Below are 23,166 nucleotides of genomic sequence, written 5' to 3' on the forward strand. Positions count from 1 at the left end.
GCACAGCGCGGCGTGTCCACCCTCCCGGGCAAGGAAAAGAATTGGTGGGCACGGCGCTCCGCACCTTTGCCCACCCTACAAAGGAGGGGCTGCAATGCGCCCCGTTTTGAGCGGTTGAATTTCCCGCCGCCCTGTTCCATGAAGCTATTTAACCGATCGGTCCATCTCCAGGGAGAAACGAGAATGAAGCTTGTTCGTTACGGCGAAAAGGGTGCGGAAAAGCCCGGCCTGATCGACAAATCCGGCCAGTTGCGCGACCTGTCGGCGCATGTGAAGGACCTGACCGGCGAGGCCTATTCGCCGGAAAGCCTGAAGAAGCTCGCCGCGCTCGACCCCGCCTCGCTGCCCGCCGTTTCCGGCAAGCCGCGGTTCGGCGCGCCCGTCACCGGCATCTCGAAATTCGTCGCCATCGGCCTCAACTACAGCGACCACGCCAAGGAAACGGGAGCCGCGATCCCGACCGAGCCGATCATCTTCATGAAGGCGAACACCTCGCTGTCCGGCCCGAACGACGCGGTCGAGAAGCCGCGCGGCTCGACCAAGCTCGACTGGGAAGTCGAGATCGCCGCCATCATCGGCACCCGCGCCAAGTACGTCTCCGAAGCCGACGCGCTGAACTACGTCGCCGGCTATTGCGTCTGCAACGACGTCTCCGAGCGCAACTTCCAGACCGAGCGCCTCGGCCAGTGGACCAAGGGCAAGTCGCACGACACCTTCGGCCCGGTCGGCCCGTGGCTCGCCACCAAGGACGAGATCAAGGACGTGCAGAACCTGTCGATGTGGCTCGACGTCAACGGTCAGCGCCGCCAGACCGGCTCGACCAAGACCATGATTTTCTCCATGGCCAAGTGCATCTCCTATGTCTCGCAGTTCATGACGCTGCTGCCGGGCGACATCATCACCACGGGCACCCCGCCCGGCGTCGGCCTCGGCATGAAGCCGCCGACCTTCCTCAATGTCGGCGACGTCGTGACGCTGGGCATCGAGGGCCTCGGCGAGCAGCGCCAGGAGATCGTGGCGGCGTAAGCGGCAATCACCTCCTTCGTCATTCCGGGATGGCGCGAGAGCGCCAGACCCGGAATCTCGAGATTCCGGGTTCGATGCTTCGCATCGCCCCGGAATGACAACAAGGATCCAAAATGAAGCTCACCTTCTCCGCCGCCTCGCCCTTCGCCCGCAAGGTGCGCATCGCCGCGATCGAGCTTGGGCTGATCGACAAGATCGAGTTCACGCCGGCAACCGTCGCCCCGGGGCAGGCCAATGAGGACTATTCGCGCATCACGCCGCTGAAGAAGCTGCCGGTGCTGATCACCAATGACGGCGACGTCATCCTCGATTCCTACGTCATCGTCGAATATCTCAACGAGATGGCCGGCGGCAGCCTGATCCCGGATTACGGTCCGCGGCGATGGAAGGCCAAGACCAATCACTCCCTGATCAACGGCATGCTCGATTCCATGCTGCTGTGCCGCTACGAGAGAATGGTGCGGCCGCAAGGCCTGCAATGGCAGGCGTGGTCGGACGACCACTGGAACCGGGCCTGGACCGGCATGGCGCGCTTCGAGAACATGCCCGATGTCCTGAACGGCCCGTTCGACATTTCGCAGATCGGCCTCGTCTGCGTGCTCGGCTATGCCGACTTCCGCTTCGCCGATTGCGGCTGGCGCAAGGCCTATCCGAAGCTCGACGCGTTCCATCAGAAGATGCTGGAGCGGCCCTCGGTCAAGATCTCGGTGCCGCCGGCGGCGTAACCCGCTAGGAGTGTCCATGAGCCTGAAATACTCGGTCGGCGATCTCACCATCCATCGCGTCATCGAGCAGGAAACCTCGTTCGTCCCGGCGCTGGAGATGCTGCCGGGACTGACACCCGAGGTGCTGGCCGAGAACCGGGCATGGATGCGGCAGGCCAAGGCACTCGACGACAACGACGTGCTGCTCTTGTGCTTCCAGTCCTATGTGGTGAAGACGCCGCACCACACCATTTTGATCGACAGCTGCATCGGCAATGACAAGCCGCGCCCCAATCGGCCGAAATGGAACATGAAGACCGACGACACGTACTTGGGTGCACTTGGCGCCGCCGGATTCTCGCCTGGCGACATCGACTTCGTGATGTGCACGCATCTGCACGTCGACCACGTCGGCTGGAACACACGGCTCGAAAACGGCCGCTGGGTGCCGACCTTCCCCAAGGCGCGCTACGTCTTCGCCAGGCAGGAGTTCGACCATTGGTCGGCTCAGAACGCGAAGACGGAGATCCCGCCTTTCGTGGACAGCGTGCTGCCGGTGGTCGAGGCCCAGCGCCACGAGCTCGTCGGCAACGACCACCAGATCGGCGATCACGTCCGGATCCTGCCGACGCCCGGTCACACGCCGGGGCATATCGCAATCACGGTGGGCCGCGGCAAGGACGACGCGGTGTTCTCCGGCGATCTCATGCATTCGCCGCTGCAGACGCTCTATCCGGAGCTGTCGATCAAGTTCGACGTCGACCCGGCCAGGGCCGCAACGACACGCCGCAACTTCCTGGAGCGCTATTGCGACACCGACACGCTGTGCTGCACCGCGCATTTCCCCTCCCCGTCGGTCGGGAAGATCAAGCGCAAGGGCAACGCGTTCGTGTGTGCGGCGGTTTAGCGAGATGCCGTAGGGTGGGCAAAGGCGCGCGCTTCGCGCGCCGTGCCCACCACTCCTTATGGTGGGCACGCTCCGCTTTGCCCACCCTACGATTCCTCCCGTGTGGAGAAAGCAATGACAGCACTCCCCGACATCCCCCTGCCCGCCGGAATCCGCTCGCGTTATGTCGACGGCATCAACGGCTTGCGCATGCATGTGCTGGAGGCCGGCTTCGGGTCAAAGGGCCGCTCCTGCATCCTGTTGCTGCACGGCTTTCCCGAGCTGGCCTTCTCCTGGCGCAAGGTGATGCCGGCGCTCGCCGCCGCCGGTTATCACGTGATCGCCCCCGACCAGCGCGGCTACGGGCGCACCACGGGATGGACTGCCGACTACGATGGCGATCTCGCGCCGTTCTCGCTCCTCAACCTGGTGCGCGATGCGCTCGCCCTGGTGTCGGCGTTCGGCTACAGGCAGGTCGATCTCGCCGGGCACGATTTCGGCAGCCCGGTCGCGGCCTGGTGTGCGCTGATCCGGCCCGACGTGTTTCGTTCGGTGACGCTGATGAGCGCGCCGTTTGGCGGCGCGCCGCCGCTGCCATTCAACACAGTTGATCGTCCCGCAAAGCCTGCGGTCGAAGACCCCGTTCATCGCGAGCTTGCCGCGCTGCCGCGTCCGCGCAAGCACTATCAATGGTACTACGCGACACGCGAAGCCAACGCGGACATTCAGCACGCGCCGCAGGGCGTGCACGATTTCCTGCGCGCCTATTATCATCACAAGAGCGCGGACTGGACCGACAACAAACCCTATCCGCTCAAGGCGTGGTCGGCAGACGAACTGGCAAAGCTGCCAACCTATTACGTGATGGACGCCGGCGAGACCATGGCCGAGACGGTCGCGAAGGAGATGCCCTCGCCCGCCGCGATCGCCGCCAACCAATGGCTGCCGGACAGCGACCTCGCCTACTACAGCGCCGAATACGGCCGCACCGGATTTCAGGGCGGGCTGCAATGGTATCGCTACGGTACGTCGGGCATGCTCAACGACGAGATGCAGCTGTTCTCCGGCCGCAGCATCGACGTGCCCTCCTGCTTCATCTCCGGCAGGCAGGATTGGGGCACCTATCAGCGCCCTGGCGTGTTCGAGGCGATGCAGAAAAGCGCGTGCACCAAGATGCTCGGCTGCCATCTCGTCGACGGCGCCGGCCATTGGGTGCAGCAGGAGCAGCCGGCCGAGGTGAGCCGGTTGCTGCTCGACTTCCTGGCCAAGACTTCCTGACTAAGTCCCGCGCCGGCTGATTTGACCCAGGAACCACGGCGGCCTATATAATTTAGAATCATTCTAAACTAGTGGGACAGGGCCGTCGTGAAGAATTTTGCCGATCTGACCGAGCGCGAGGTGCTTGCGGTCGCGATCTCCTCCGAGGAGGAGGACAGCCGCATCTACATGACCTTCGCCGAAGATCTGAGAGAGCGTTACCCGGACTCAGCCAAGATCTTCGAACAGATGGCCGAGGAAGAGCGCGGACATCGCCACATGCTGCTGGAGACGTACGAGCAGCGGTTCGGTCCGCACCTGCCTCCCATCCGCCGCGAGGACGTCAAGGGCTTCCTGCGTCGCCGCCCGGTCTGGCTCACCAAGAACCTGTCGCTCGACACCATCCGCAGGGAAGTCGAGACCATGGAACTGCAGGCCGAGCGCTTTTACGTGAAGGCCGCCGAACAGGCGCAGGATGTCGGCGTGCGCCGTTTGCTCGGCGATCTCGCCGAAGCCGAGAAAGGCCACGAAGAGATGGCCGCAAAGCTCTCGGACCAGATCCTGAGCCCGGATGTGCGCGCGGAGGAAGATCGCACCAACCGCCGCATGTTCGTGCTGCAATATGTGCAGCCGGGCCTTGCCGGCCTGATGGACGGATCGGTCTCGACGCTGGCACCGCTGTTTGCCGCCGCGTTCGCCACCCACCAGAACTGGCAGACGTTTCTTGTCGGCCTCGCCGCCTCGATCGGCGCCGGCATCAGCATGGGATTTGCGGAAGCGCTGTCCGACGACGGATCGCTCACGGGGCGCGGCTCGCCATGGCTGCGCGGTCTCACCTGCGGCTTGATGACGACGCTCGGCGGGCTCGGCCACACCGCGCCCTATCTGGTGCCCGACAGCTGGGCCAACGCGTTCTGGATCGCGACGGCGATCGCCGGAGTCGTCGTGTTCTTCGAGCTATGGGCAATCGCCTTCATCCGCTCGCGCTACATGGACACGCCGTTCCTCCAGGCCGTTTTCCAGATCGTGCTCGGCGGCGCCATCGTGCTGGCGGTGGGGATATTGATCGGAGCGGCGTAGTAGCCGCAATCTCGGTGTCATCGCCCGCGAAAGCGGGCGATGACACCGACTTTTTGGCACTGCCCGACGAGCCTCATCCACATATCAATCGCGATCAAACAGCGGTTGCAGCGTTCGGCTAAACTGCTCATCATCCGCAGACAACCAGAGCGGGAGAAGCGCCGTGGCCAAATCGGAATGGAGTTTCAAGAGCGCAGTCGAGCTGTCGGCCGCATTGAGCGCGAAGAAGGTCTCGGCGGTCGAGCTCACGCAGGACGCGATTGGCCGTATCGAGCGTCACGACGGCAAGATCAACGCGATCTGCGTGCGGGATTTCGATCGCGCGCTCGGCGCCGCGCGCGAGGCGGACGCTGCATTGGTCCGCGGCGAGCGCAAGCCGCTGCTCGGCCTGCCCCTGACGATCAAGGAATCCTTTAACATCGCCGGCCTGCCGACGACCTGGGGCTTCGTCCCGCAGAAGGATTTCAAGCCTGTCGAAGACGCGCTGCCGGTCGCACGCATCAAGCAGGCCGGCGGTGTGATCCTCGGCAAGACCAACGTGCCGGTCGGTCTCAGCGACTGGCAGAGCTACAACGACATCTACGGCACCACGAACAACCCCTATGATCTCGGCCGCACGCCGGGTGGATCATCCGGGGGATCTTCGGCAGCCCTCGCCGCAGGCTATTGCGCGCTCGCCACCGGCTCCGACATCGGCGGCTCCCTGCGTGTGCCGGCATTTCATTGCGGCATCTTCGCTCACAAGCCGACCATCAATCTCTGCGCAGCGCGCGGCGAGACTCCGCCGCCATTTCCGGCCATTCCGCGCGAAGGCGACCTCGCCGTCATCGGTCCGATGGCGCGCACCGCCGCGGATCTCTCCTTGCTGCTCGACGTCATGGCCGGACCGGATCCGCTCGATGCCGGCGTCGCCTACAAACTCGATTTGCCTGTTGCGCGGCATCAGTCGCTGCGCGATTTTCGTGTCCTGGTGATCGAGAGCCATCCGCTGCTGCCGACTGACCGGGACGTGCGCGACGCGATCGACAAGCTCGCCACCGATCTTGCGAAGGCCGGCGTGACGGTCGCGCGCGAGAGCCCGCTGCTTCCGGACTTCGCGGAGACGTCGCGGCTTTACATGCGCATGCTGCTGGGCTTCCTCGGCGCGTTCTTCCTGCCCGACGAGCTGGCGGATTCGCAGGCTCGGGCGAGCCAGTTGTCGCCGGAGGACCGAAGCCTCGAAGCGGAGCGGCTGCGCGGCACGATTGCAAGCCACCGCGCCTGGGTGCTCGACGCAGGTAGCCGCGCCGGCCTGCGGGCGCAATGGCGCGCGCTGTTCAAGAGCTTCGACGCGGTGATCTGCCCGATCATGCCGACGCCGGCCTTTCCGCACGATCATTCGCCGGAGCAGAGCCTGCGACGCATCAGCATCGACGGCAAGGACTACCCTTATTCCGACCAGCTCGCCTGGCCGGGCGTCGCGACGCTTCCGGGCCTGCCGGCGACGGCCGTTCCGCTCGGCCTGTCGAAAGACGGCTTGCCCGTCGGCGTCCAGATCGTCGGCCCCTTCCTGGAGGACCGCACGCCGCTCAAGCTCGCCGAACTGATCGAGCGCGAGTTCGGCGGCTTCACACCGCCGCCATTGTTCGATGATTAGTCCTGTCGTCAACGACCACCGGGGAGAGAACGTCATGAGCCAGGACATGGAAGAGCTCACCGCGCTCAACCGCGACTACGTTGCCTCCGTGCAGAACTGCGACGTCAAGCGGTTCGACCAGATCCTGGCGCCGGAGTTCTATTGCTCCAATCCCGACAAGACGCTGGTCGACCGCGCCGCCTTCCTGGAGCAGACGGCACGGCCGATCGCGATCCGGAATCTCAGGGAGCACGACGTCATCATCCGCATCATGGGCGACTTCGCCATTATCCATGCGGGGACAAGCTACACCACGGGAGACGGCCAGCAGGCGACGGGCCGCTACACCGATTGCTGGGCGAAGAAGAACGGCAGATGGCTCGCGGTGTCGGCGCACGTGTCCCGGTGAGGCGGGCAAACCATCCTCACACTCCGCTGTCATGCCCCGGCTTGACCGGGGCATCCAGTACTCCGCGGCGACAGTTGGCTCACACAACTCCCGCTGCGGAGTACTGGATCGCCCGCCTTCGCGGGCGATGACAGCATCAATGTGGATCAACTATCGAATACGATCACGCTCCGCAGCGTCTTGCCGGCCTTCATGTTGGCAAAGCCCTCGTTGATCTCCGACAGCTTCAGCTTGGCCGAGATCCAGTCCTCCAGGTGCAGCCGCCCTCGCAGATAGAAGTCGACCAGGCGCGGCATGTCGACGCGGAAATGGTTGGAGCCCATGGACGAGCCCTGGATCTTGCGTTCGCGCAGGAAGTCGAAGCCGTGCAGCTCGATCTTCTGGCCGAACGGGATCATGCCGACGATGGTGGCGGTGCCGCCGGAGGCGAGCATGGCGAAGGCCTGCTCCGCGGTCTCCTTGCGGCCGAGCACCTCGAAGGAGTGATGCACGCCGCCATTGGTGAGATCGCGCACCTGCTTCACCACGTCGCCGTCGGCGGGGTTGATGATATCGGTCGCACCCAGCTTGGTCGCGAGCTGGAGTTTTGCGGGATTGGTGTCGATGGCAATGATGCGGCCGGCGCCGGCAATCTGCGCGCCGTTGATCGCGGCCATGCCGACGCCGCCGCAGCCGATCACCGCGACGGTCTCGCCGGCCGTCACCTTCGCCGTATTCACCACCGCGCCGTAGCCGGTGATGACGCCGCAACCGATCAACGCGGCGAGATCGAGCGGCATCTCCTTCCTGATTTTGACGATCGCGTTCTCGTGCACCAGCATCTGCTCGGCAAAGGACGAGAGGTTGAGGAACTGGTGCAGCTTTTCGGAGCGAGACCATTGCATGCGGTCGGAGACGCCCGGCAGCAGCTTCACCGTGGTGTCGGTGCAGAGCACCGTGCGGCCCGTGGTGCAATTGTCGCAGGTGCCGCAGAACACGGACAGGCAAGTGACGACGTGATCGCCCGGCTTCACATAGGTGACGTCGGAGCCGACCTGCTCGACCACGCCGGCGGATTCATGCCCGAGCACAGCGGGCAGCGGATGCGGATAAAGGCCTTCCATGAAGTGCAGGTCGGAGTGGCAGAGGCCGGCGACCGATGTGCGGATCAGGACCTCGCGCGGGCCCGGCTTCGGCAGGCTGACATCCTCGATGACCAGAGGCTTGTTGACTTCATAGAGGACGGCGGCCTTCATCGAGCACTCCCTGTCGTTTTTTTTGCTTTGAACGCGGGCGCAGCCTACGCTGCCAGAACCAGTTCGCCAACCTCGCTCATGCCGGCATCGCGCTCGCCGAGCAGCAGCGCGGCGATCTTCGCTTGCGTGGCATTTTCCGTCAGCCGGAACGGATCGCTTGGCGCGACCCGGTGATCGATCACGAGCCGCGACAGCAGCAACCGGCGCGCATCGCCGCGCATGGCGTGGATGCGATGCGCCTCCCAGGCGAGCGCGACGGCGCTGGCGACATGATAGAGCAGGCTCGTCGCGCGGCGCGCGTCGGCCTCGTTCTCGGCCTTGCCCGCAACCTCGCGCGCGAAGCCGACCGCGCGATCGGTGAGCGTGTGCAAACGGTCGCGCCAGGCCTGCGGCACCGAGGCGCTGTCATCGAGCCGGGCGTGCAGATCCGCGGCCAGCGCGGATTCCGCGCCATGGCGACCGACCGCGCGCCTCAGCGCATCGATCGCGACGATATTGCCGGTGCCTTCCCAGACCGAGCCGAGATGGGCGTCGCGCAGCAGCCGTGCGGTGGCGAATTCCTCGATATAGCCGATGCCGCCGCGCATCTCGAGCGCATCGCCGCAGACTTTCCGTGCATCGCGCGTGGCGCGGAATTTCAATGTCGGGGTGAGGATGCGCAGCAGCGCCGCCGCGTCCTGGCTGCCGGCCTCGGCGCGATCGAGCGCATCGGCCGTGAGGAAGCTCATCGACAGCGCCTGCTCGACCGGCAGCATGATCTTCAGCATCTGTCGCCGGCCGAGCGGCAGGTCGATGATGCGGCTGCCGAACACCACGCGGTTCTTCGCGACCGTCATGGCGTCATGGTAGGCGCGGCGCATCAGCGCGGTGGATTTCACGCCGTTGGAGAGCCGCGACGAGTTCACCATCTCGGCCATCTGCACGAAGCCGCGGTCGAGCTTGCCGACCGCGTAGGCGATCGCGCCTTCGAGCTTGATCTCGCCCGAGGCCATCGAGCGCGTGCCGAGCTTGTCCTTCAGACGCACGATCCGGTAGTGGTTCTGCGACCCGTCGTCGAGGAAGCGCGGCATCAGGAACAGGCCGACGCCGCGGGTGCCGGGGCCGGCGCCTTCGGGGCGCGCCAGCAGCATCACGACTTTCGCATCGGCGTTCGAGCAGAACCATTTTTCGCCGTACAGGCGCCAATGATCGCCCTCCTGCACGGCGCGCGTCGTGAGCGTGCCGACGTCGGAGCCGCCCTCCTTCTCGGTCATGAACTGGCCGCCCTGGGTCAGCTTGGTCATGTCGGTCTGGGTGAGACCATCGAGATATTTCGCCTTCAGCGCCTCGCTGCCGAAATTCGCCAGGAGTTTTGCGCAGCCGTCGGTGACGTTGATCGGACAGCCCATACCGAATTCGGTCTGGTTGAACAGGAAGGTGAAGGCGTGCTTTGCCACGACAGGATATTTGTCCGGCCAGCCCATGATGCCCTTGCGGATCGACAGCGCGTGGATGCCGAACTCGCCGAACGCCGCCTTCTCCAGCTCGCGATAGGCCGGGTGGTATTCGATCCACTGCACGTCGCGGCCGAACTTGTCGCGCTGGTGCAGCACCGGCGTGTGGCGGTCGGCCAGCCGCGCACATTCGTCGAGGGTGCCGCCGGCGAGCTCGCCGAGGCGATCGAGATGCGGCTCGATGTGACGGAACAGCGTCTCCGGCAGATGGATGCGCAAGAGATCCGTCAGCGCCTGGTCGGCGCGGTAGAAATTTATGCCTGACGTATCGGGCGCCAGCAGGCCGGATGGTGCGGCCGCGGCATTTTTCGGCTGCGCTGTAACCGGCTTGTGCATGATCGTCCTCTTCGTTTCCGCCCGACGGCAATTCTTAGCGCTTGCCGCTTTGGATGATGTCGATCATGCTCCAGCCGCGGATGCGGATAAAGCCGCAAATTGTCAGGGAGGCATGATCGCCGTGAAGGAGCAATTCGCTCTGCGGAATTATGACCGACCGGGCCTGCACCCCGGCTGGTTGTCCGGGTGGCGGATGCATAGATCAGCGGCTTCCCGTCCTAAGAGATCACGCCATGGAACATCCGAAATACAAGATCGCGCTCATCGTCGGCGCCGGCGAAGGCTTGAGCGCCTCGCTGGCGCGGCTGCTGTCCACACAAGGCATTCGCGTGGCGCTTGCCGCGCGGAAGATCGAGAAGCTGGGCGCGCTCTGCACCGAGACCGGTGCCAAAGCCTATGCCTGCAACGCCACCGAGCCGGATGAGGTCGAGCGCCTGTTCGGCCTCGTCGAGCGCGAGATCGGCACGCCCGACCTCGTCGTCTACAATGCCAGCGGCCGCACGCGCGGGCCGTTCGTCGATCTCGTTCCGGCCGATGTCGCGCAGGCCATCGCGGTCAGCGCCTATGGCGGCTTCCTGGTGGCGCAGCAGGCGGCCAAGCGCATGCTGCCGAACAAGCACGGCGCGATCCTGTTCACCGGCGCCTCGGCCAGCGTCAAGGGCTATGCGCAGTCCGCTTCCTTCGCGATGGGCAAGTTCGCGCTGCGCGGGCTCGCCCAGAGCCTGGCGCGCGAGCTGTCGCCGCAAGGCATCCATGTCGCGCATTTCGTGATCGATGGCGGCATCAGGAGCGCGGCGCGGACGGAGCCGGAAGACAAGCCGGACTCCATGCTCGATCCTGATGCGATCGCACAGAGCTACTGGAACGTGCTGCAGCAGCCGCGCAGCGCCTGGAGCTGGGAGCTGGAGCTGCGGCCGTGGGTGGAGAAGTTTTAGTTGAGTTTGTCTTTCCGGGGCGGCTCGAAGAGCCGAACTATGGTGCGCATTTGCGCACCTGAGAATCTCGAGATTCCGGGTTCGATGCTTCGCATCGCCCCGGAATGACAACAATGAACGGGAAGCGACATGACCACCGAAACCACCGTCGATACGGGCACCAGCGAACTCCTCTGCGTCATCCGCGACCGCGTCGCAGTGATCACGCTGAACCGGCCGGAGGCGCGCAATTCGCTGTCGGACAGCCTGACGCCGGCGCTGCGGACGATGATCCGCACCTGCGGCGAGAGCCCCGATGTCGGCGCGCTGCTGATCACCGGCGCGGGCGAAGCGTTCTGCGCCGGCGGCAACGTCAAGGGCATGGGCGCGCATCGCGATCCGAAGAAGCTGGAGATGTCGCTGGAAGATCGGGTCGCCGATCTCCAGGAGCGGCAGCGGCTGCTCACCGGCGCGCTGGTCTCGGTGCGCAAGCCGACGATCGCCGCGCTCCCCGGTCCCGCGGTCGGCGCAGGGCTTGCGATCGCCATGGCCTGCGACATCCGCATCGCCGCGCAATCCGCCTTCGTCGCCACCGGCTATGCCCGCATCGCACTCAGTGGCGATTACGGCATCGCCTGGCTGCTCACCCGCCTCGTCGGCACCGCCCGGGCGCGCGAGCTGATGTTCACCGGCGACAGGGTCGATGCCGCGCGTTGTGAGGCCATCGGCCTCGTCAACCGCGTCGTGCCTGACGACAAGCTACAAGCCGAAGCCTTCGCGCTGGCAAAGTCGCTCGCCGAAGGCCCGCGCCTCGCGCTGCGCTACATGAAGGACAATCTCGACGAAGCCATCCAGTTCGATTTCGAGACCGCCCGCGACCACGAGGCCGAACGACTGATCCGCCTCACCGCGACCGCCGATCACAAGGAAGCGGTGCAGGCCTTCATCGAGAAGCGCAAGGCGGTGTTCACGGGGAAGTAACAGGCCCTTCACAGTCAGGAATCGAACCTGGATGGTGCAGCGAGCCCTCATTCCGGGGCGATGCGCAGCATCGAGCCCGGAATCCATTGGGCCGCAAAACACGCAGTGGAATGGATTCCGGGTTCGCGCTACGCGCGCCCCGGAATGACGGCTTGGGAAGATCTACGCGACGACGACTGCTTAAGGCAAAAAAATGCCCGGCTCAGGTTGACCTGGGCCGGGCTTGCAGTCGTGTCAGGCCGAGGCTGAGGGGCTGTCGGCCTGACGGGAAAGGGCGGTGAGACGCCAGCTCGCGCAGGGAATGTCCTTCGGCGCGAGCGCGATCTCCTTGTCGAAGCGCACCAGCTTCCAGTCATCGGGGTGATTGACGAAGGCAAATCCGGATTTGCGGGCGAGCGAGATCATGGTCTCGTTGGAGCGCAGCGTATCGCCGAACATGTGCTCGGCGCCGAGCGCGGCGGCGCGGCACTCAAGATTTTTCATGAGCGCAGTGGCGATGCCGTGGCCCTGCCAGCGATCGTCGACCGACAGGCCGAACTCGAGCGTCGCGGTTTCCGCATGCAGCGCGTAGCGCGCCTCGGCGACGATGGTCTCGAAGCCGTCGACCATCTTGGTCGCGACAACGGTGAAGCGCTCGCGCTCGCCCACCTGGAGGAAGTCGTGTAGCAGGCCCTTCGGCAATTCGCTGATCGCGCCGAAGAAACGGTTGTAGCGGGAGCGGGTCGAGAGCGAACGGAAATAGTGCTGAAGCTCCTCGGTGTCGCGCGGCTCGACGAAGCGAACGTTGATCGCCTCGCCCTGCCGGGTGCGCAGGGCGTCCGAATATTGCTTCAGATCTTCCAGGCGAAGAGTGCTCATGACACATGCCCTGAGAAAGAGGGACCGCCGGCGCCCCTGTAATCAGGCGGCGCCGGCCTGGCGGCCAATCAGGCCCGCCAGAAGGGTTTGTCGGCCTCATAGGCGATGTCGGACCAGGACAGGCCGACGTCGTGCAGGTCGCGGGCGGTCCAGTTGGTCAGCTCGCGGCGGGTCCGGTAGCGCTCGTGCCAGACATGAAGCGTCTCGCCGATCTGCTGGATCAGGCCGGGCGCATGATGATTTGTCATCGAATTCTGGGTCAAGGTAGACATTTTCAGCTCCTGGAGCTAAGTTGACCGCTAATATCTGCGCTCGATCGCACTGCGACAAACGACAATTTGTACCTCTTCGCATGAAATAACGTCATGTATCCTGCTGCCAGATGACTGCCAGATTGCCCTCCCTGAACGGATTGCGGGCGTTCGAGGCGGCCGCGCGCCATCTCAGCTTCACGCTGGCGGCGAGCGAGCTGAACGTGACGCAGACCGCGATCAGCCATCAGATCCGGCGATTGGAGGAGGAGCTCGGCATCCGCCTGTTCATCCGGCAGAACCGCGCGCTGGCGCTGACGCCGGAAGCGCGCGACTATCTGCCGGGCGTCCGCGCCGCCTTCAACGACCTCCGCCTCGCCACCGACCGCCTGCTGCGCAGGGACGACGACAAGGTGCTGACGCTCTCGACGCTGGCCTCGCTTGCCGCAAAATGGCTGCTGCCGCGGCTGACGGATTTCCAGGAGCAGCATCCCGGCATCGACGTGCGGATCACCACGTCGACCAGCCTCGTCGACTTCCAGCGCGACGATGTCGATGCCGCAATCCGCTACGGCCGCGGCCAGTGGCCGGGCCTGCGTGCCGACTGGCTGATGGCGGACGAGCTGTTTCCGGTGTGCAGTCCGTCACTGCTGCGCGGTGACAAGCCGCTGCAGCGTCCGGAGGATCTGCGAAATCATCCGCTGCTGCACACCTCCAACGCCAACAGCGACGACTGGCGGCTGTGGCTGACGGCGGCAGGCCTGCCGGCCGATATCGCCAAGCAGCCCGGCATCACCTTCGACATGATCTTCATGACCATCCAGGCCGCGATCGACGGCATCGGCGTGGCGATGGGGCGGACATCCTACGTGCAGGACGACATCGCCAAGGGCCGCCTCGTCGTCCCCTTCAAGATCGCGCTGCCGGCCGATGCGGGCTTCTACCTGGTCGCGCCGGAGGGTCGCCGCGAGGCGCCAAAGCTCGCCGCGTTCCGTCAATGGATCGTCGCTGCAACGCAAAATAAAGCCTGAAAAATCATCAGCTTCCTCTGGAAAACCGATTGACTCGCCGCGCCCTGCGCGGGAAGGGGTAGGACAGATTGTCGCAGCAACACAACCTGTCGCCTGCCGAGAAGTGAGTTCCGGTCCGGCCACACTTGAAGGGGAGTAACGTCATGGCTGGACCAGCCACCTCAACCAATCCGCCCGAGATCAAGTCGCGCATCGGCGCGATCCTGCGCGCCACATCCGGCAATTTCCTCGAGCAGTTCGACTTCTTCCTGTTCGGCTTCTACGCCGCCGCCATCGGCAAGGCGTTCTTCCCCTCCACCAACGAGACGGCCTCGCTGCTCAACACGTTCGGCGTGTTCTGGCTCGGCGCCCTGATGCGGCCCGTCGGCGCGATCGTGCTCGGGGCCTACATCGACCGCATCGGCCGCCGCCAGGGCCTGATCGTCACGCTCGGCATCATGGCCATCGGCACGGTCGTGATCGCGTTCTGCCCGAGCTACGCGACCATCGGCATCGCAGCACCCGTCATCGTGCTGATCGGCCGCCTGCTGCAGGGCTTCTCCGCCGGCGTCGAGCTCGGCGGCGTGTCGGTCTATCTCGCCGAGATCTCGACGCCCGGCAACCGCGGCTTCTACACCTCGTTCCAGTCGTCGAGCCAGCAGGTCGCGATCTTCGTGGCCTCGATCCTCGGCTATCTTCTCTCCGAGGTGATGCCCGCCGACACGGTGGCCGCCTGGGGCTGGCGTATTCCCTTCTTCGTCGGCTGCCTGATCATCCCCCTGATCTTCTTCCTGCGGCGCACGCTCCAGGAAACGCCGGCCTTCCTCGCCATGAAGAAGCATCCGACGGCGAGCGAGGTGTTCGCCTCCGCGCTCGCCAACTGGCGCATCGTCATCCTCGGCATGATGATCGCGATCCTGACCACGACGACGTTCTACTTCGTCACCGTGTACACGCCGACGTTCGGCAAGACCGTGCTGAAGCTGTCGACGCAGGACGCGCTGCTGGTGACGCTGCTGGTCGCCGTAACCAACTTCTTCTGGAATCCGGTCGGCGGCGCGCTGTCCGACCGCATCGGCCGCAAGCCGGTGCTGATCACCATCGCCTGCCTGTCGCTCGTCACCGCCTACCCCGCGCTGCACTGGCTGGTGGCGGCGCCGACCTTCGGCAAGCTGCTCGCGGTCGAGATGATGTTCTCGTTCTATTTCGGCGTCTACAGCGGCACCATGCTCGGCGCCCTCGTCGAGATCGTGCCGGCGCATGTCCGCACCACCTGCTTCTCGCTCGCCTTCGCGCTCGCAGCCGCGCTGTTCGGCACCTTCACGCCGTTCGCCTCGACCTGGTTGATCGAGCGGACCGGCGACAAGGCCTCGCCCGGCTTCTGGCTGATGTTCGCCGCCCTGCTCGGCATCATCGCGGCCTCGACCGTGTATCGCGGCGGCGGCAAGGCGGTGCCGACCTATGATGCGGTGGCGGAGCCGGTTGCGGGGCGTTGACGGTCATTCCGGGGCGCCTCGAAGAGGCGAGCCCGGAATCCATTTCTCCCAGCATTCCAGACGCACGATGATTCCGGGTTCAGCCCTGCGGGCTGTCCCGGAATGACAGTGGGGCTACAGCTCCACCACCACGTAGTCGCTCTCGACCTTCACCGGGATCGTCTCGGCGACGTACGGCCCCTTCACGACGCTCGCGCCAGGCGTGACATGGGCCGGATAGGCTTTCACGCGGAAGCGGCGGGGGTCGCAATAGGACTGGCCGGTGCGGATGTCGAACTCCCAGCCGTGCCAGGGGCAACGAATGATCTCGCCAAGCCTGGTGTATTCGATCTCGCCGGGATCGCTCGATTGCGCGAGCCCGATCAGCGGGCCCTCGCACAGCGCCGCGCCCTGATGCGGGCAGCGGTTCATCAGGCCGAAATACTCGCCCTTGATGTTGAAGACCGCGATCGGCCGTCCCTCGATCTCCAGAAATTTTCGCGTGCCTGGCGGAAGCTCGTCCACTGGCGCGATCACGTGACGCGCCATCAATTGATTCCGTAGAGCTTCCGGGCATTGCCCAGGTAAAACGCCTCGCGGTTGGTATCGCTGACGCCCGCCGGCAAGACGCGCGACGGCTCGTCGTAGTCCCAGTGCGGATAATCGGTCGCGAACAGCAGGCGGTCCCAGCCGATCCACTTGATGACGTCGAACAGATCCTCGCGCCGCTCCGGATCCTCCATCGGCTGCGTCGTCCACCACACCTGCTCGCGGATATATTCCGACGGCGGACGCTTCACATGCGGCACTTCGCTCCTGAGCCGCTGCCAGGCCTTGTCCAATCGCCACGCAAGCGACGGCGCCCAGCCGAAGCCGGCCTCGATCATCACCATCTTCAGCTTCGGGAAGCGTTCGAACACGCCTTCAAGTACGAGGCTGGCCAGCGCCGATTGCTGGCACTGCGAATGTCCCACCATCTCCTCGATGTAATAGGAAGGCCAGCCCGACGGCGTGATCGGGTTGCCACCGAAGCCGAAGGCGTGGACGCCGACGGGAAGGCCGGCCTCTTCCGCGGCCTGATAGATCGGCCAGTAGCGACGCTGGCCGAGCGGCTCGACGTTGCGGCTGAGCAGCAACACCTGAACGAAATTCTTGTCGCCGGCGCGCTCGCGGATTTCGGCGGCCGCCGACAGGCCGTCCTCATTGCCGACGACGATGGACGCTTTCAGCCGTTTGTCCTTGCTGGTCCATTTGTCGATCTGCCAGTCGTTGATCGCCGAGCACAAAGCGGCCGAGAGCTCGTGATTGCGGATGCCCTGCCCGGCATTGAGCGGATTGAGCACGCCCAGCTGCACATTGTTGGGGTCGAGCAGCTGCTTCTGCATGAAGGAGAGCGAGGAGCCCTGCGGCCCGCCTTCCGGCGGATAGGCGTCGCGGCGCGAGGCGTTGGGCTGGGCCTTCGGATAGGGCGGGCCTTCCATCATGCCCTGATAGGCGTGCACGCCATAGACTTCGAGATGATGCTGCCAGCGTTTGGCGAGATAGGGATAGAGCTCGGTGCGGGTCGCGCGGGCCGGATGGATGTCACAATCCGCGATCGCGGTCTTGGTCGTCAGGGGGGAAGCGGCTTCGGTGCTCTCGCGGAATTGAATATTCATCGCCTTGCCTCCTTTTGCAGCGGCTAAGTCAGGCGGGGATAGGTCGCATGCGGATTGTCGATCATGATCTTGCGCACGAGATCGGGGGTGAGGCCCTGGGGGAGCGCGTCCTGGCCGTCGAACTGCCAGTGTGGATAGTCCGTGGAGAATAGGACCAATTCATCCGACTGCATATGATCAAACAGGCGAATTAATGTCTCGGGTTCCGGCGGCGCATCAAATGGCTGTAACGAGAAGCGGATGTTGCTGCGCACAAGTTCCAGCGGCGCGCGATCGACCCAGGGCGTCTCCATCCGCACCCCGCGCCAGAATTTGTGAAGCCGCCAGAGAAAGGGGGAGATCCAGGACACGCCGGACTCCAGCATCACCATTTTCAGCCGCGGATATTTGGCGAACACGCCCTCGACGATCACGCTGGTGAGCTGGGTCTGGAACGCCTGGGCCTGACCGACATAATCCTCGATGTGATAGGAACCCCAGCCCACCGCGGTCGGCGGATTGTGATAGGCGGAACCGGCATGAATGCCGACCGCGAGGTCCAGCCGCTCCGCGGCCTCGTAGATCGGCCACAGCGCGCGCTTGCCGAGCGGCACGTCGCCCATCACCAGCATCAACACCTGTACGAAACGGCGGTCGTGCGCGCAGCGTTCGATCTCGGCGACGGCCTTCTCGACGCTTTGCGTGGGGATCACGATCGAGCCGCGCAGCCGCTTGTCACGATCGAGCCATTCCTTCACCAGCCAGTCGTTCAGCGCACGGCAGAAGGCGGCCTGCATGTCCTCGGAAAACACCATCTGCACGGCGTAGAGCGGATTGCAGATGGCATGGCTGACCTGAAAAGGATCGAGCACATGGCGCTGCATGTCTTCCAGGCTCGCGCCCGGCTTGCCGCTCTCGGGACGCCAATCGGGGCGCGCCACGATCGGCGAGTTCTGCGGGTAGGATTGCGAGACGAGGTCCATCATGCCGCGCGTCGTCACCTGATCGCGCCAATAGTCGTTCAGGTACGGCAGCAGGCTGGTCAGATGCGGCACGGCCGGATGCACGTCGCAATCCACCCCGCCGGCGATCAGGGACGCCATCACGTCTCCTTCACGTTTCCTCGTCACGTCTTCTCGCGGTCGGCTTGGCCGCTCCGCCTTGTGTGCGCCATTCAAGCAGGCCTGACCGTCGCCCGCAACTCGGCCAAGGCAGCCAGCTTATGCTAGGAAGGCTGAGCTCGGTTGCGAGGGAATGAGAGGTCAAAGGGATGAAAGAGCTCGTCGGCATTGCTGAACAGGTTGCGGCGAAACTGATCGCGCGCAAACAGACCATTGCGGTCGCGGAATCCTCGACCGGCGGCCTGATTTCGGCCGGCCTGCTCGCGGTGCCCGGTGCATCCGCCTATTTCCTCGGTGGCGCGGTGGTCTACACCCGCGATGCCAGGCGCGTGCTGATGGATATTTCGGACGAAGGAATGAAGGGCTTCCGCTCCTCGTCGGAGCCATACGCAAAGCTGTTGGCCGAGCAGATGCGCAGCCGCTTCAATTGCGACTGGGGCCTGTCCGAGACCGGCGCCGCCGGCCCCACCGGCAACCGCTACGGCGACGCCGCCGGCCATAGCTGCATGGCGGTCGCGGGGCCGGCGGCGGAAGTGATCACGCTGGAGACGGGCGGCAATGACCGGCTTGCGAATATGCAAGTGTTTGCGACGACGGCGCTGAAGCTGCTGCTGAGGAAGCTATCGGAATAGCAGCATCATTGTCTGCGAACGACAGAGCGGCGCCGCCTTACGTTCGGTGTCGTCCTGGCGAAAGCCAGGACCCATAACCCCGAATGGCAATGTTGCGGTCGGCGGGGCCACAGCTTCTTCCAACAACATTCGATGGTGGTAATGGGTCCTGGCTTTCGCCAGGACGACGTTGGGGAGGCACGGTGCCTACCGCCCCAAATGCCGCATGAAGATCCGCACCACATACCCCTTGAACCGCGGCGCTTCGTCGTAAAGGTCCGATGCGATGCGTTCGATGGTCTCGCGCAGGGACAGGAATTGCGCCTGCCGCGCGCTGCTCTCGGTGCCCTGCATGCCTGCAAGTTCGTCCATCGCGGCGTCGGAGATCTGGCAGTGCACGACCTCGCCATCGTTCAGCATGGTGAAGCGAAAGGCCAGACGTTCGAGGTCGTGGCCGATAATCCTGTCGCGCGTCAGCGGCATCCAACTGTCCCGTTCGCGCCCCCGAACCGGACAATGCTGAAAATCTGACGCGTTGTCACCACCCGCGCCGGGGTGCATGGCCGTCATACGACGCTCTTCAACAGCGCGCTCCCGTCAGTCGGCCACGCTCCGGCGTCAGTAGACGAGCGCCGTACCGGACGGCTTGTTCAGTGCCGCGGCCAGCGATCTGTACTCATCGCAATCCGTCCCGCAGATGGATGCGATCCGGCCGAGGTGATAGAGCGCCTGCTCGCGGTTGCCCCGCTCGAGCTGCCACAGTCCGTAATATTGCCACGTCAGCACGTGGTTCGGATCTGCCCGCAAGGCGCGCTCGTACCAGACCTGCGACTGCTCGTAGTCGCCGAGCTTGCGGTAGGAGTAGCCGATGAGGTTGGCGACGTTCGGATGGTCGTCATGGCCGAGCGACTTCAACTGCGCGATCGCGGTCGCATAGTCGTTACGCTCGTAGATGGTGTCATAGGCCACGCGGTAACCGGCAGCGAAAGCGGGATCGCCTATGCTGGACTGGTTGCCTTGCTTCTTGCCCTTCTGGGTCGCCCTGGTGCCCGGCCGCTTCGGATAGGTTGGCTGCGGCTTCTGATCCGAATAGGCGCCGGCGTAGGGATCGGTAGAACTGATGCTGCCGCCGCCTCCACCACCGCCGCCCCCGCCCGCGGCGAGCGCCGGCGAACTCAACAGGGCTGCAGCAAATGTGCCGAGTGTGACGAGCCTGATCATCCCAGTGAACATCTCCGTCTCCTGTCCTGCTTCAAGCGGCCCCGGACGAATTGATAACCCTGCCTCGGCAGCGATATTCCAGGTGCTGTGTTCACGGAGACGTCAGCGTTCGTACGACAGTTCTGTTGTCCTTTACTGGAATGCCACTTCGGCAAAGCTTCTCAGCTTTCGCGAATGCAGGCGCTCCGACTCCTGCTGCTTGAGCCGCTCCAGCGCCTTCAGGCCGATCTCGAGATGCTGGCCGACGCGGTGGCGGTAGAATTCGCTGGCCATGCCCGCGAGCTTGATCTCGCCGTGCAGCGGCTTGTCGGAGACGCAGAGCAGCGTGCCGTAGGGGACGCGGAAGCGATAGCCGTTGGCGGCGATCGCGGCCGATTCCATGTCGAGTGCGACCGCGCGCGATTGCGACAGGCGGCGGATCATCTCAGGGCCTGAGATCTCCCAGTTGCGGTTGTCGACGCTCGCGACCGTGCCGGTGCGCATCAGGCGCTTGAGCTCGAAGCCTTCGAGGCCCGTGACGTCCTCGACCGCCTCCTCGAGCGCGACCTGCATCTCGGCGAGCGCCGGGATCGGCACCCAGAGCGGCAACTCGCGGTCGAGCACATGGTCCTCGCGCACGTAACCATGGGCGAGGACATAGTCGCCGAGCCGCTGCGTGTTGCGCAGGCCCGCGCAATGGCCGAGCATCAGCCAGGCGTGCGGGCGCAGCACCGCGACGTGGTCGGTGACGTTGCGCGCATTGGACGGGCCGGTGCCGATGTTGATCAGGCTGATGCCGCGATAGCCGGGCTCGACCAGATGGAAGGCCGGCATCTGCGGCATGCGTGTCGGCGCGTCCCCGCTCGTCGCGCCCCCGCTCCGCGTGATCACGTTGCCGGGCGCGACGAAGGCGTCGAGGCCGGCCTCGCCGGACTGAAGCCGCTGCTGGCAGAGCTGCGCGAAGGCATCGACATAGAACTGGTAGTTGGTGAAGATCACGAAGTTCTGGAAGTGCTCGGGATCGGTGCCGGTGTAGTGATAGAGCCGGCGCAGCGAGTAATCGACCCGGGCGGCCCGAAACAGGGACAGCGGCTCCGGCGCGCCGGGCTGGAGCTCGAAGGTGCCGTCCGCAATCGAATCGTCCATGGTGGCGAGATCGGGCACATCGAACGCGTCGCGCAGCGATCGCGTCACAAGGGAATTCTCGCCGGTGGTGATGGCGGCTTCGATGTTGATGTCGCGGCGATAGGCGAAGTGGATCGGGATCGGCTCCGCCGACTCGCCGATCTCGACGGGTACGCCGTGGTTCTGGATCAACAGGCCGATCTGCTCGGTGAGATAGCTGCGGAACAGATCCGGTCGCGTTACGCTGGTCTCGTGCACGCCGGGGCCGGCGACGAAGCCGTAGGAGAGACGCGAATCCAGCCGCGCATATGTCGCGGTGGTGAGGCGGACGAAGGGGTAGTAGGCCCGCGCCCGTGTCGTGATCGCTTCGCCGCCGACATAGGCCTCGAACCGGTCGCGCAGGAATTTCGTATTGCGTTCGTAGATCTCTTCGAGCCGTGCGACGGCCGCGGACGCGTCGGAGAAGGATTCGGTGGCGATGGAGGGCGGGGTCTGCATGGTTCGAACGCCGGGTTCGTGGGGCTTGAGTCGAACTATAGCAAGACGCAGCCAAGCCGTCATTGCGAGCGCAATGACGAGTTGGGGGTGACGCGCCGCCGCGCGTCACTTCTCCCGGAAGGCTCGCATCAACTGGTCGTGCAGCGGCTTCATCAGATAGGACAGCATGGTGCGGTCGCCGGTCTGGACGAAGGCTTCCACGGGCATGCCGGGGATCAGCTTGGAATCGCCGAGCCGGACGACCTCTTCGGCCGGCAGCGAGACGCGGATGGTGTAGTAGCTCTGGCCGGTACGCTGGTCGGTGGTGACGTCGGGCGAGACGCGGCTGACGACGCCGTTGAGCTCGGGCGTGGTGCGCTGGTTGAATGCGGACAGGCGCAGCAGCGTCTTCTGGCCGATCTGGAGCTTGTCGATATCGACCGGATTGACCTTGGCCTCGACCTGGAGATCGTCGGCCTGCGGCACGATCAGCATCAGCGCATCACCGGCGGTGACGACGCCGCCGACGGTGTGCACGGTCGATTGCAGCACCATGCCGTCCTGCGGCGCGCGGATGTCGACGCGGCGGAGCTGGTCCTCGGCGGCGACCTTGCGCTCGATCAGCTCGCCGATCTTGTCGTTGGTCTCGCGCAAATCCTTGGAGACCTCGCTCACCATGTCCTTGTCGACCTGGATGATCTGAAGCTCGGTCTCGGTGATCTTGCCCTTGGCCTGCGCCCGCGAGGCGATGTACTGCGCCCGCTCGCCGTTGAGGCGAGCGCTGTCGCGCTCGAGCGTGGTCAGGCGCGAGATCTGCACGAGATGCTTCTCGTAGAGATCGCGCACGCCGGTGAGCTCCTGCTGCACCAGCGAGATTTCCTTGTCCTTGGCCCGCTCCTGCGCGGAGAGACCCTCGATCTCCTCGTTGAGCTGCTGGATGCGCTCGCGGAGCTGCGCCTTCTGGCCGGCACGGCCGTTGACGCGGACGTCGAACAGCTTGGTTTCGGCGGAGAGCAGCGTCTTGACGTCGTAATCGTTGCCGCGATCGAGCAGCGATTGCGGGAAGTCGATCCTGTCGATACCGCGCTGCTCGGCCTGGAGCCGTGCCGCGCGCGCCAGCGCGGCGTCGAGATTCTTGGTGACGATGGCGAGGTTCGCCTTGGTGACGGTGTCGTCGAGCCGCACCACCACGTCGCCGGCCTTGACCACGTCGCCGTCGCGGGCGCGCAGCTCGCCGACCACGCCGCCGGTCGGGTGCTGCACCTTCTTGACGTTGGATTCGACCACGACCTGGCCCGGCGCGATCAGCGCCCCCGAGATCTGCACCGTGGCCGCCCAGCCGCCGAGGCCGACGACCAGGACCAGCACGATCCCGAGCCCGAGCATCAAGTGAAACTTGATGGAATCCCGCACGGTCTTCTTGGCGGCGGGCTTGCCGCCACCGATCGCCATCGTACTCATGACT

At 64.9% G+C, this 23,166-nt stretch carries 23 protein-coding genes; 12 read left to right on the top strand and 11 right to left on the bottom strand.

Features of this window, described 5'->3' with window-relative positions:
- The first annotated feature begins 183 nt into the window (after positions 1–183).
- The 7 genes from WN73_RS10745 to WN73_RS10775 all read left to right on the top strand — a co-directional run bounded on the left by WN73_RS10745 (position 184) and on the right by WN73_RS10775 (position 6,977).
- Entirely contained in the window at positions 184–1,026 is an 843-nt protein-coding gene (locus WN73_RS10745) for a fumarylacetoacetate hydrolase family protein (protein WP_011090615.1), read from the top strand.
- A gap of 113 nt (positions 1,027–1,139) precedes the next feature.
- Positions 1,140–1,751, top strand: coding sequence for a glutathione S-transferase family protein (locus tag WN73_RS10750; protein WP_028173749.1), 612 nt, complete (start codon positions 1,140–1,142; stop codon positions 1,749–1,751).
- 16 nt (positions 1,752–1,767) lie between these two features.
- A complete protein-coding gene (locus tag WN73_RS10755; protein WP_271552680.1) occupies positions 1,768–2,637 on the top strand; it encodes an MBL fold metallo-hydrolase in 870 nt (289 codons plus the stop codon).
- A gap of 114 nt (positions 2,638–2,751) precedes the next feature.
- Entirely contained in the window at positions 2,752–3,894 is a 1,143-nt protein-coding gene (locus tag WN73_RS10760) for an alpha/beta hydrolase (protein ID WP_271552682.1), read from the top strand.
- Between the two features lie 87 nt (positions 3,895–3,981).
- Positions 3,982–4,953, top strand: a complete 972-nt coding sequence (gene mbfA, locus WN73_RS10765; RefSeq protein WP_011090619.1) for an iron exporter MbfA — start codon at positions 3,982–3,984, stop codon at positions 4,951–4,953.
- 163 nt (positions 4,954–5,116) lie between these two features.
- On the top strand, positions 5,117–6,589 hold the full coding sequence (locus tag WN73_RS10770; RefSeq protein ID WP_271552686.1) for an amidase: 1,473 nt from the start codon (positions 5,117–5,119) through the stop codon (positions 6,587–6,589).
- A gap of 34 nt (positions 6,590–6,623) precedes the next feature.
- Entirely contained in the window at positions 6,624–6,977 is a 354-nt protein-coding gene (locus tag WN73_RS10775; protein ID WP_028173745.1) for a nuclear transport factor 2 family protein, read from the top strand.
- 146 nt (positions 6,978–7,123) lie between these two features.
- Here WN73_RS10775 and WN73_RS10780 read toward each other — a convergent pair whose 3' ends face one another.
- Together WN73_RS10780 and WN73_RS10785 are read right to left on the bottom strand one after the other, a co-directional pair.
- Positions 7,124–8,212 (bottom strand): Zn-dependent alcohol dehydrogenase, encoded by a 1,089-nt coding sequence (locus WN73_RS10780; RefSeq protein ID WP_011090622.1) that lies wholly within the window; start codon positions 8,210–8,212, stop codon positions 7,124–7,126.
- 44 nt (positions 8,213–8,256) lie between these two features.
- Positions 8,257–10,041, bottom strand: coding sequence for an acyl-CoA dehydrogenase family protein (locus WN73_RS10785; protein ID WP_271552688.1), 1,785 nt, complete (start codon positions 10,039–10,041; stop codon positions 8,257–8,259).
- 233 nt (positions 10,042–10,274) lie between these two features.
- On the opposite strand from WN73_RS10785, the gene WN73_RS10790 reads away from it, so the two are divergent.
- Positions 10,275–10,976 carry an SDR family oxidoreductase gene (locus tag WN73_RS10790; RefSeq protein ID WP_011090624.1) on the top strand — a complete coding sequence of 234 codons (702 nt, stop codon included), beginning with the start codon at positions 10,275–10,277 and terminating at the stop codon, positions 10,974–10,976.
- Positions 10,977–11,105: 129 nt separating this feature from the next.
- Complete coding sequence (locus WN73_RS10795) at positions 11,106–11,936, top strand: enoyl-CoA hydratase (RefSeq protein ID WP_011090625.1); 831 nt, start codon at positions 11,106–11,108, stop codon at positions 11,934–11,936.
- A gap of 234 nt (positions 11,937–12,170) precedes the next feature.
- Here the strand turns inward: WN73_RS10795 and WN73_RS10800 are convergent, their stop codons facing one another.
- Together WN73_RS10800 and WN73_RS10805 are read right to left on the bottom strand one after the other, a co-directional pair.
- Positions 12,171–12,794 carry a GNAT family N-acetyltransferase gene (locus WN73_RS10800; RefSeq protein ID WP_060908918.1) on the bottom strand — a complete coding sequence of 208 codons (624 nt, stop codon included), beginning with the start codon at positions 12,792–12,794 and terminating at the stop codon, positions 12,171–12,173.
- A 68-nt stretch (positions 12,795–12,862) separates the two neighbouring features.
- The gene (locus WN73_RS10805) at positions 12,863–13,066 is read right to left on the bottom strand and encodes a DUF1127 domain-containing protein (RefSeq protein WP_027543408.1); all 204 of its coding nucleotides are present in this window, start codon (positions 13,064–13,066) and stop codon (positions 12,863–12,865) included.
- Between the two features lie 110 nt (positions 13,067–13,176).
- On the opposite strand from WN73_RS10805, the gene WN73_RS10810 reads away from it, so the two are divergent.
- Positions 13,177–14,076 carry a transcriptional regulator GcvA gene (locus tag WN73_RS10810; protein ID WP_011090628.1) on the top strand — a complete coding sequence of 300 codons (900 nt, stop codon included), beginning with the start codon at positions 13,177–13,179 and terminating at the stop codon, positions 14,074–14,076.
- A 143-nt stretch (positions 14,077–14,219) separates the two neighbouring features.
- Positions 14,220–15,551, top strand: a complete 1,332-nt coding sequence (locus WN73_RS10815) for an MFS transporter (RefSeq protein WP_271552691.1) — start codon at positions 14,220–14,222, stop codon at positions 15,549–15,551.
- Positions 15,552–15,665: 114 nt separating this feature from the next.
- Here the strand turns inward: WN73_RS10815 and WN73_RS10820 are convergent, their stop codons facing one another.
- Genes WN73_RS10820 through WN73_RS10830 form a run of 3 tightly spaced genes read right to left on the bottom strand, consistent with a single transcriptional unit; the run spans position 15,666 to position 18,270 of the window.
- Positions 15,666–16,079, bottom strand: a complete 414-nt coding sequence (locus WN73_RS10820; protein ID WP_271552692.1) for a Rieske (2Fe-2S) protein — start codon at positions 16,077–16,079, stop codon at positions 15,666–15,668.
- Positions 16,079–17,188 carry an amidohydrolase family protein gene (locus WN73_RS10825; protein ID WP_028173738.1) on the bottom strand — a complete coding sequence of 370 codons (1,110 nt, stop codon included), beginning with the start codon at positions 17,186–17,188 and terminating at the stop codon, positions 16,079–16,081. The genes WN73_RS10820 and WN73_RS10825 overlap by 1 nt, the downstream gene beginning before the upstream one ends.
- Before the next feature lie 23 nt (positions 17,189–17,211).
- Complete coding sequence (locus WN73_RS10830; protein WP_038966124.1) at positions 17,212–18,270, bottom strand: amidohydrolase family protein; 1,059 nt, start codon at positions 18,268–18,270, stop codon at positions 17,212–17,214.
- Between the two features lie 167 nt (positions 18,271–18,437).
- Between WN73_RS10830 and WN73_RS10835 the strand changes: the two genes are divergently transcribed.
- The gene (locus WN73_RS10835) at positions 18,438–18,920 is read left to right on the top strand and encodes a CinA family protein (RefSeq protein ID WP_011090633.1); all 483 of its coding nucleotides are present in this window, start codon (positions 18,438–18,440) and stop codon (positions 18,918–18,920) included.
- A gap of 186 nt (positions 18,921–19,106) precedes the next feature.
- Here WN73_RS10835 and WN73_RS10840 read toward each other — a convergent pair whose 3' ends face one another.
- The 4 genes from WN73_RS10840 to WN73_RS10855 form a co-directional block, all read right to left on the bottom strand.
- Positions 19,107–19,382, bottom strand: a complete 276-nt coding sequence (locus WN73_RS10840; RefSeq protein WP_028173735.1) for a DUF1488 family protein — start codon at positions 19,380–19,382, stop codon at positions 19,107–19,109.
- A gap of 135 nt (positions 19,383–19,517) precedes the next feature.
- Positions 19,518–20,132 carry a tetratricopeptide repeat protein gene (locus tag WN73_RS10845; RefSeq protein WP_028173734.1) on the bottom strand — a complete coding sequence of 205 codons (615 nt, stop codon included), beginning with the start codon at positions 20,130–20,132 and terminating at the stop codon, positions 19,518–19,520.
- 120 nt (positions 20,133–20,252) lie between these two features.
- Entirely contained in the window at positions 20,253–21,722 is a 1,470-nt protein-coding gene (locus WN73_RS10850; RefSeq protein ID WP_271552694.1) for an AMP nucleosidase, read from the bottom strand.
- A 105-nt stretch (positions 21,723–21,827) separates the two neighbouring features.
- Entirely contained in the window at positions 21,828–23,162 is a 1,335-nt protein-coding gene (locus WN73_RS10855) for an HlyD family type I secretion periplasmic adaptor subunit (protein WP_028173732.1), read from the bottom strand.
- Positions 23,163–23,166: the final 4 nt, after the last annotated feature.

Origin of the sequence: Bradyrhizobium sp. CCBAU 45394, from assembly GCF_028128655.1 — a bacterium.
Lineage (GTDB): Bacteria > Pseudomonadota > Alphaproteobacteria > Rhizobiales > Xanthobacteraceae > Bradyrhizobium > Bradyrhizobium diazoefficiens.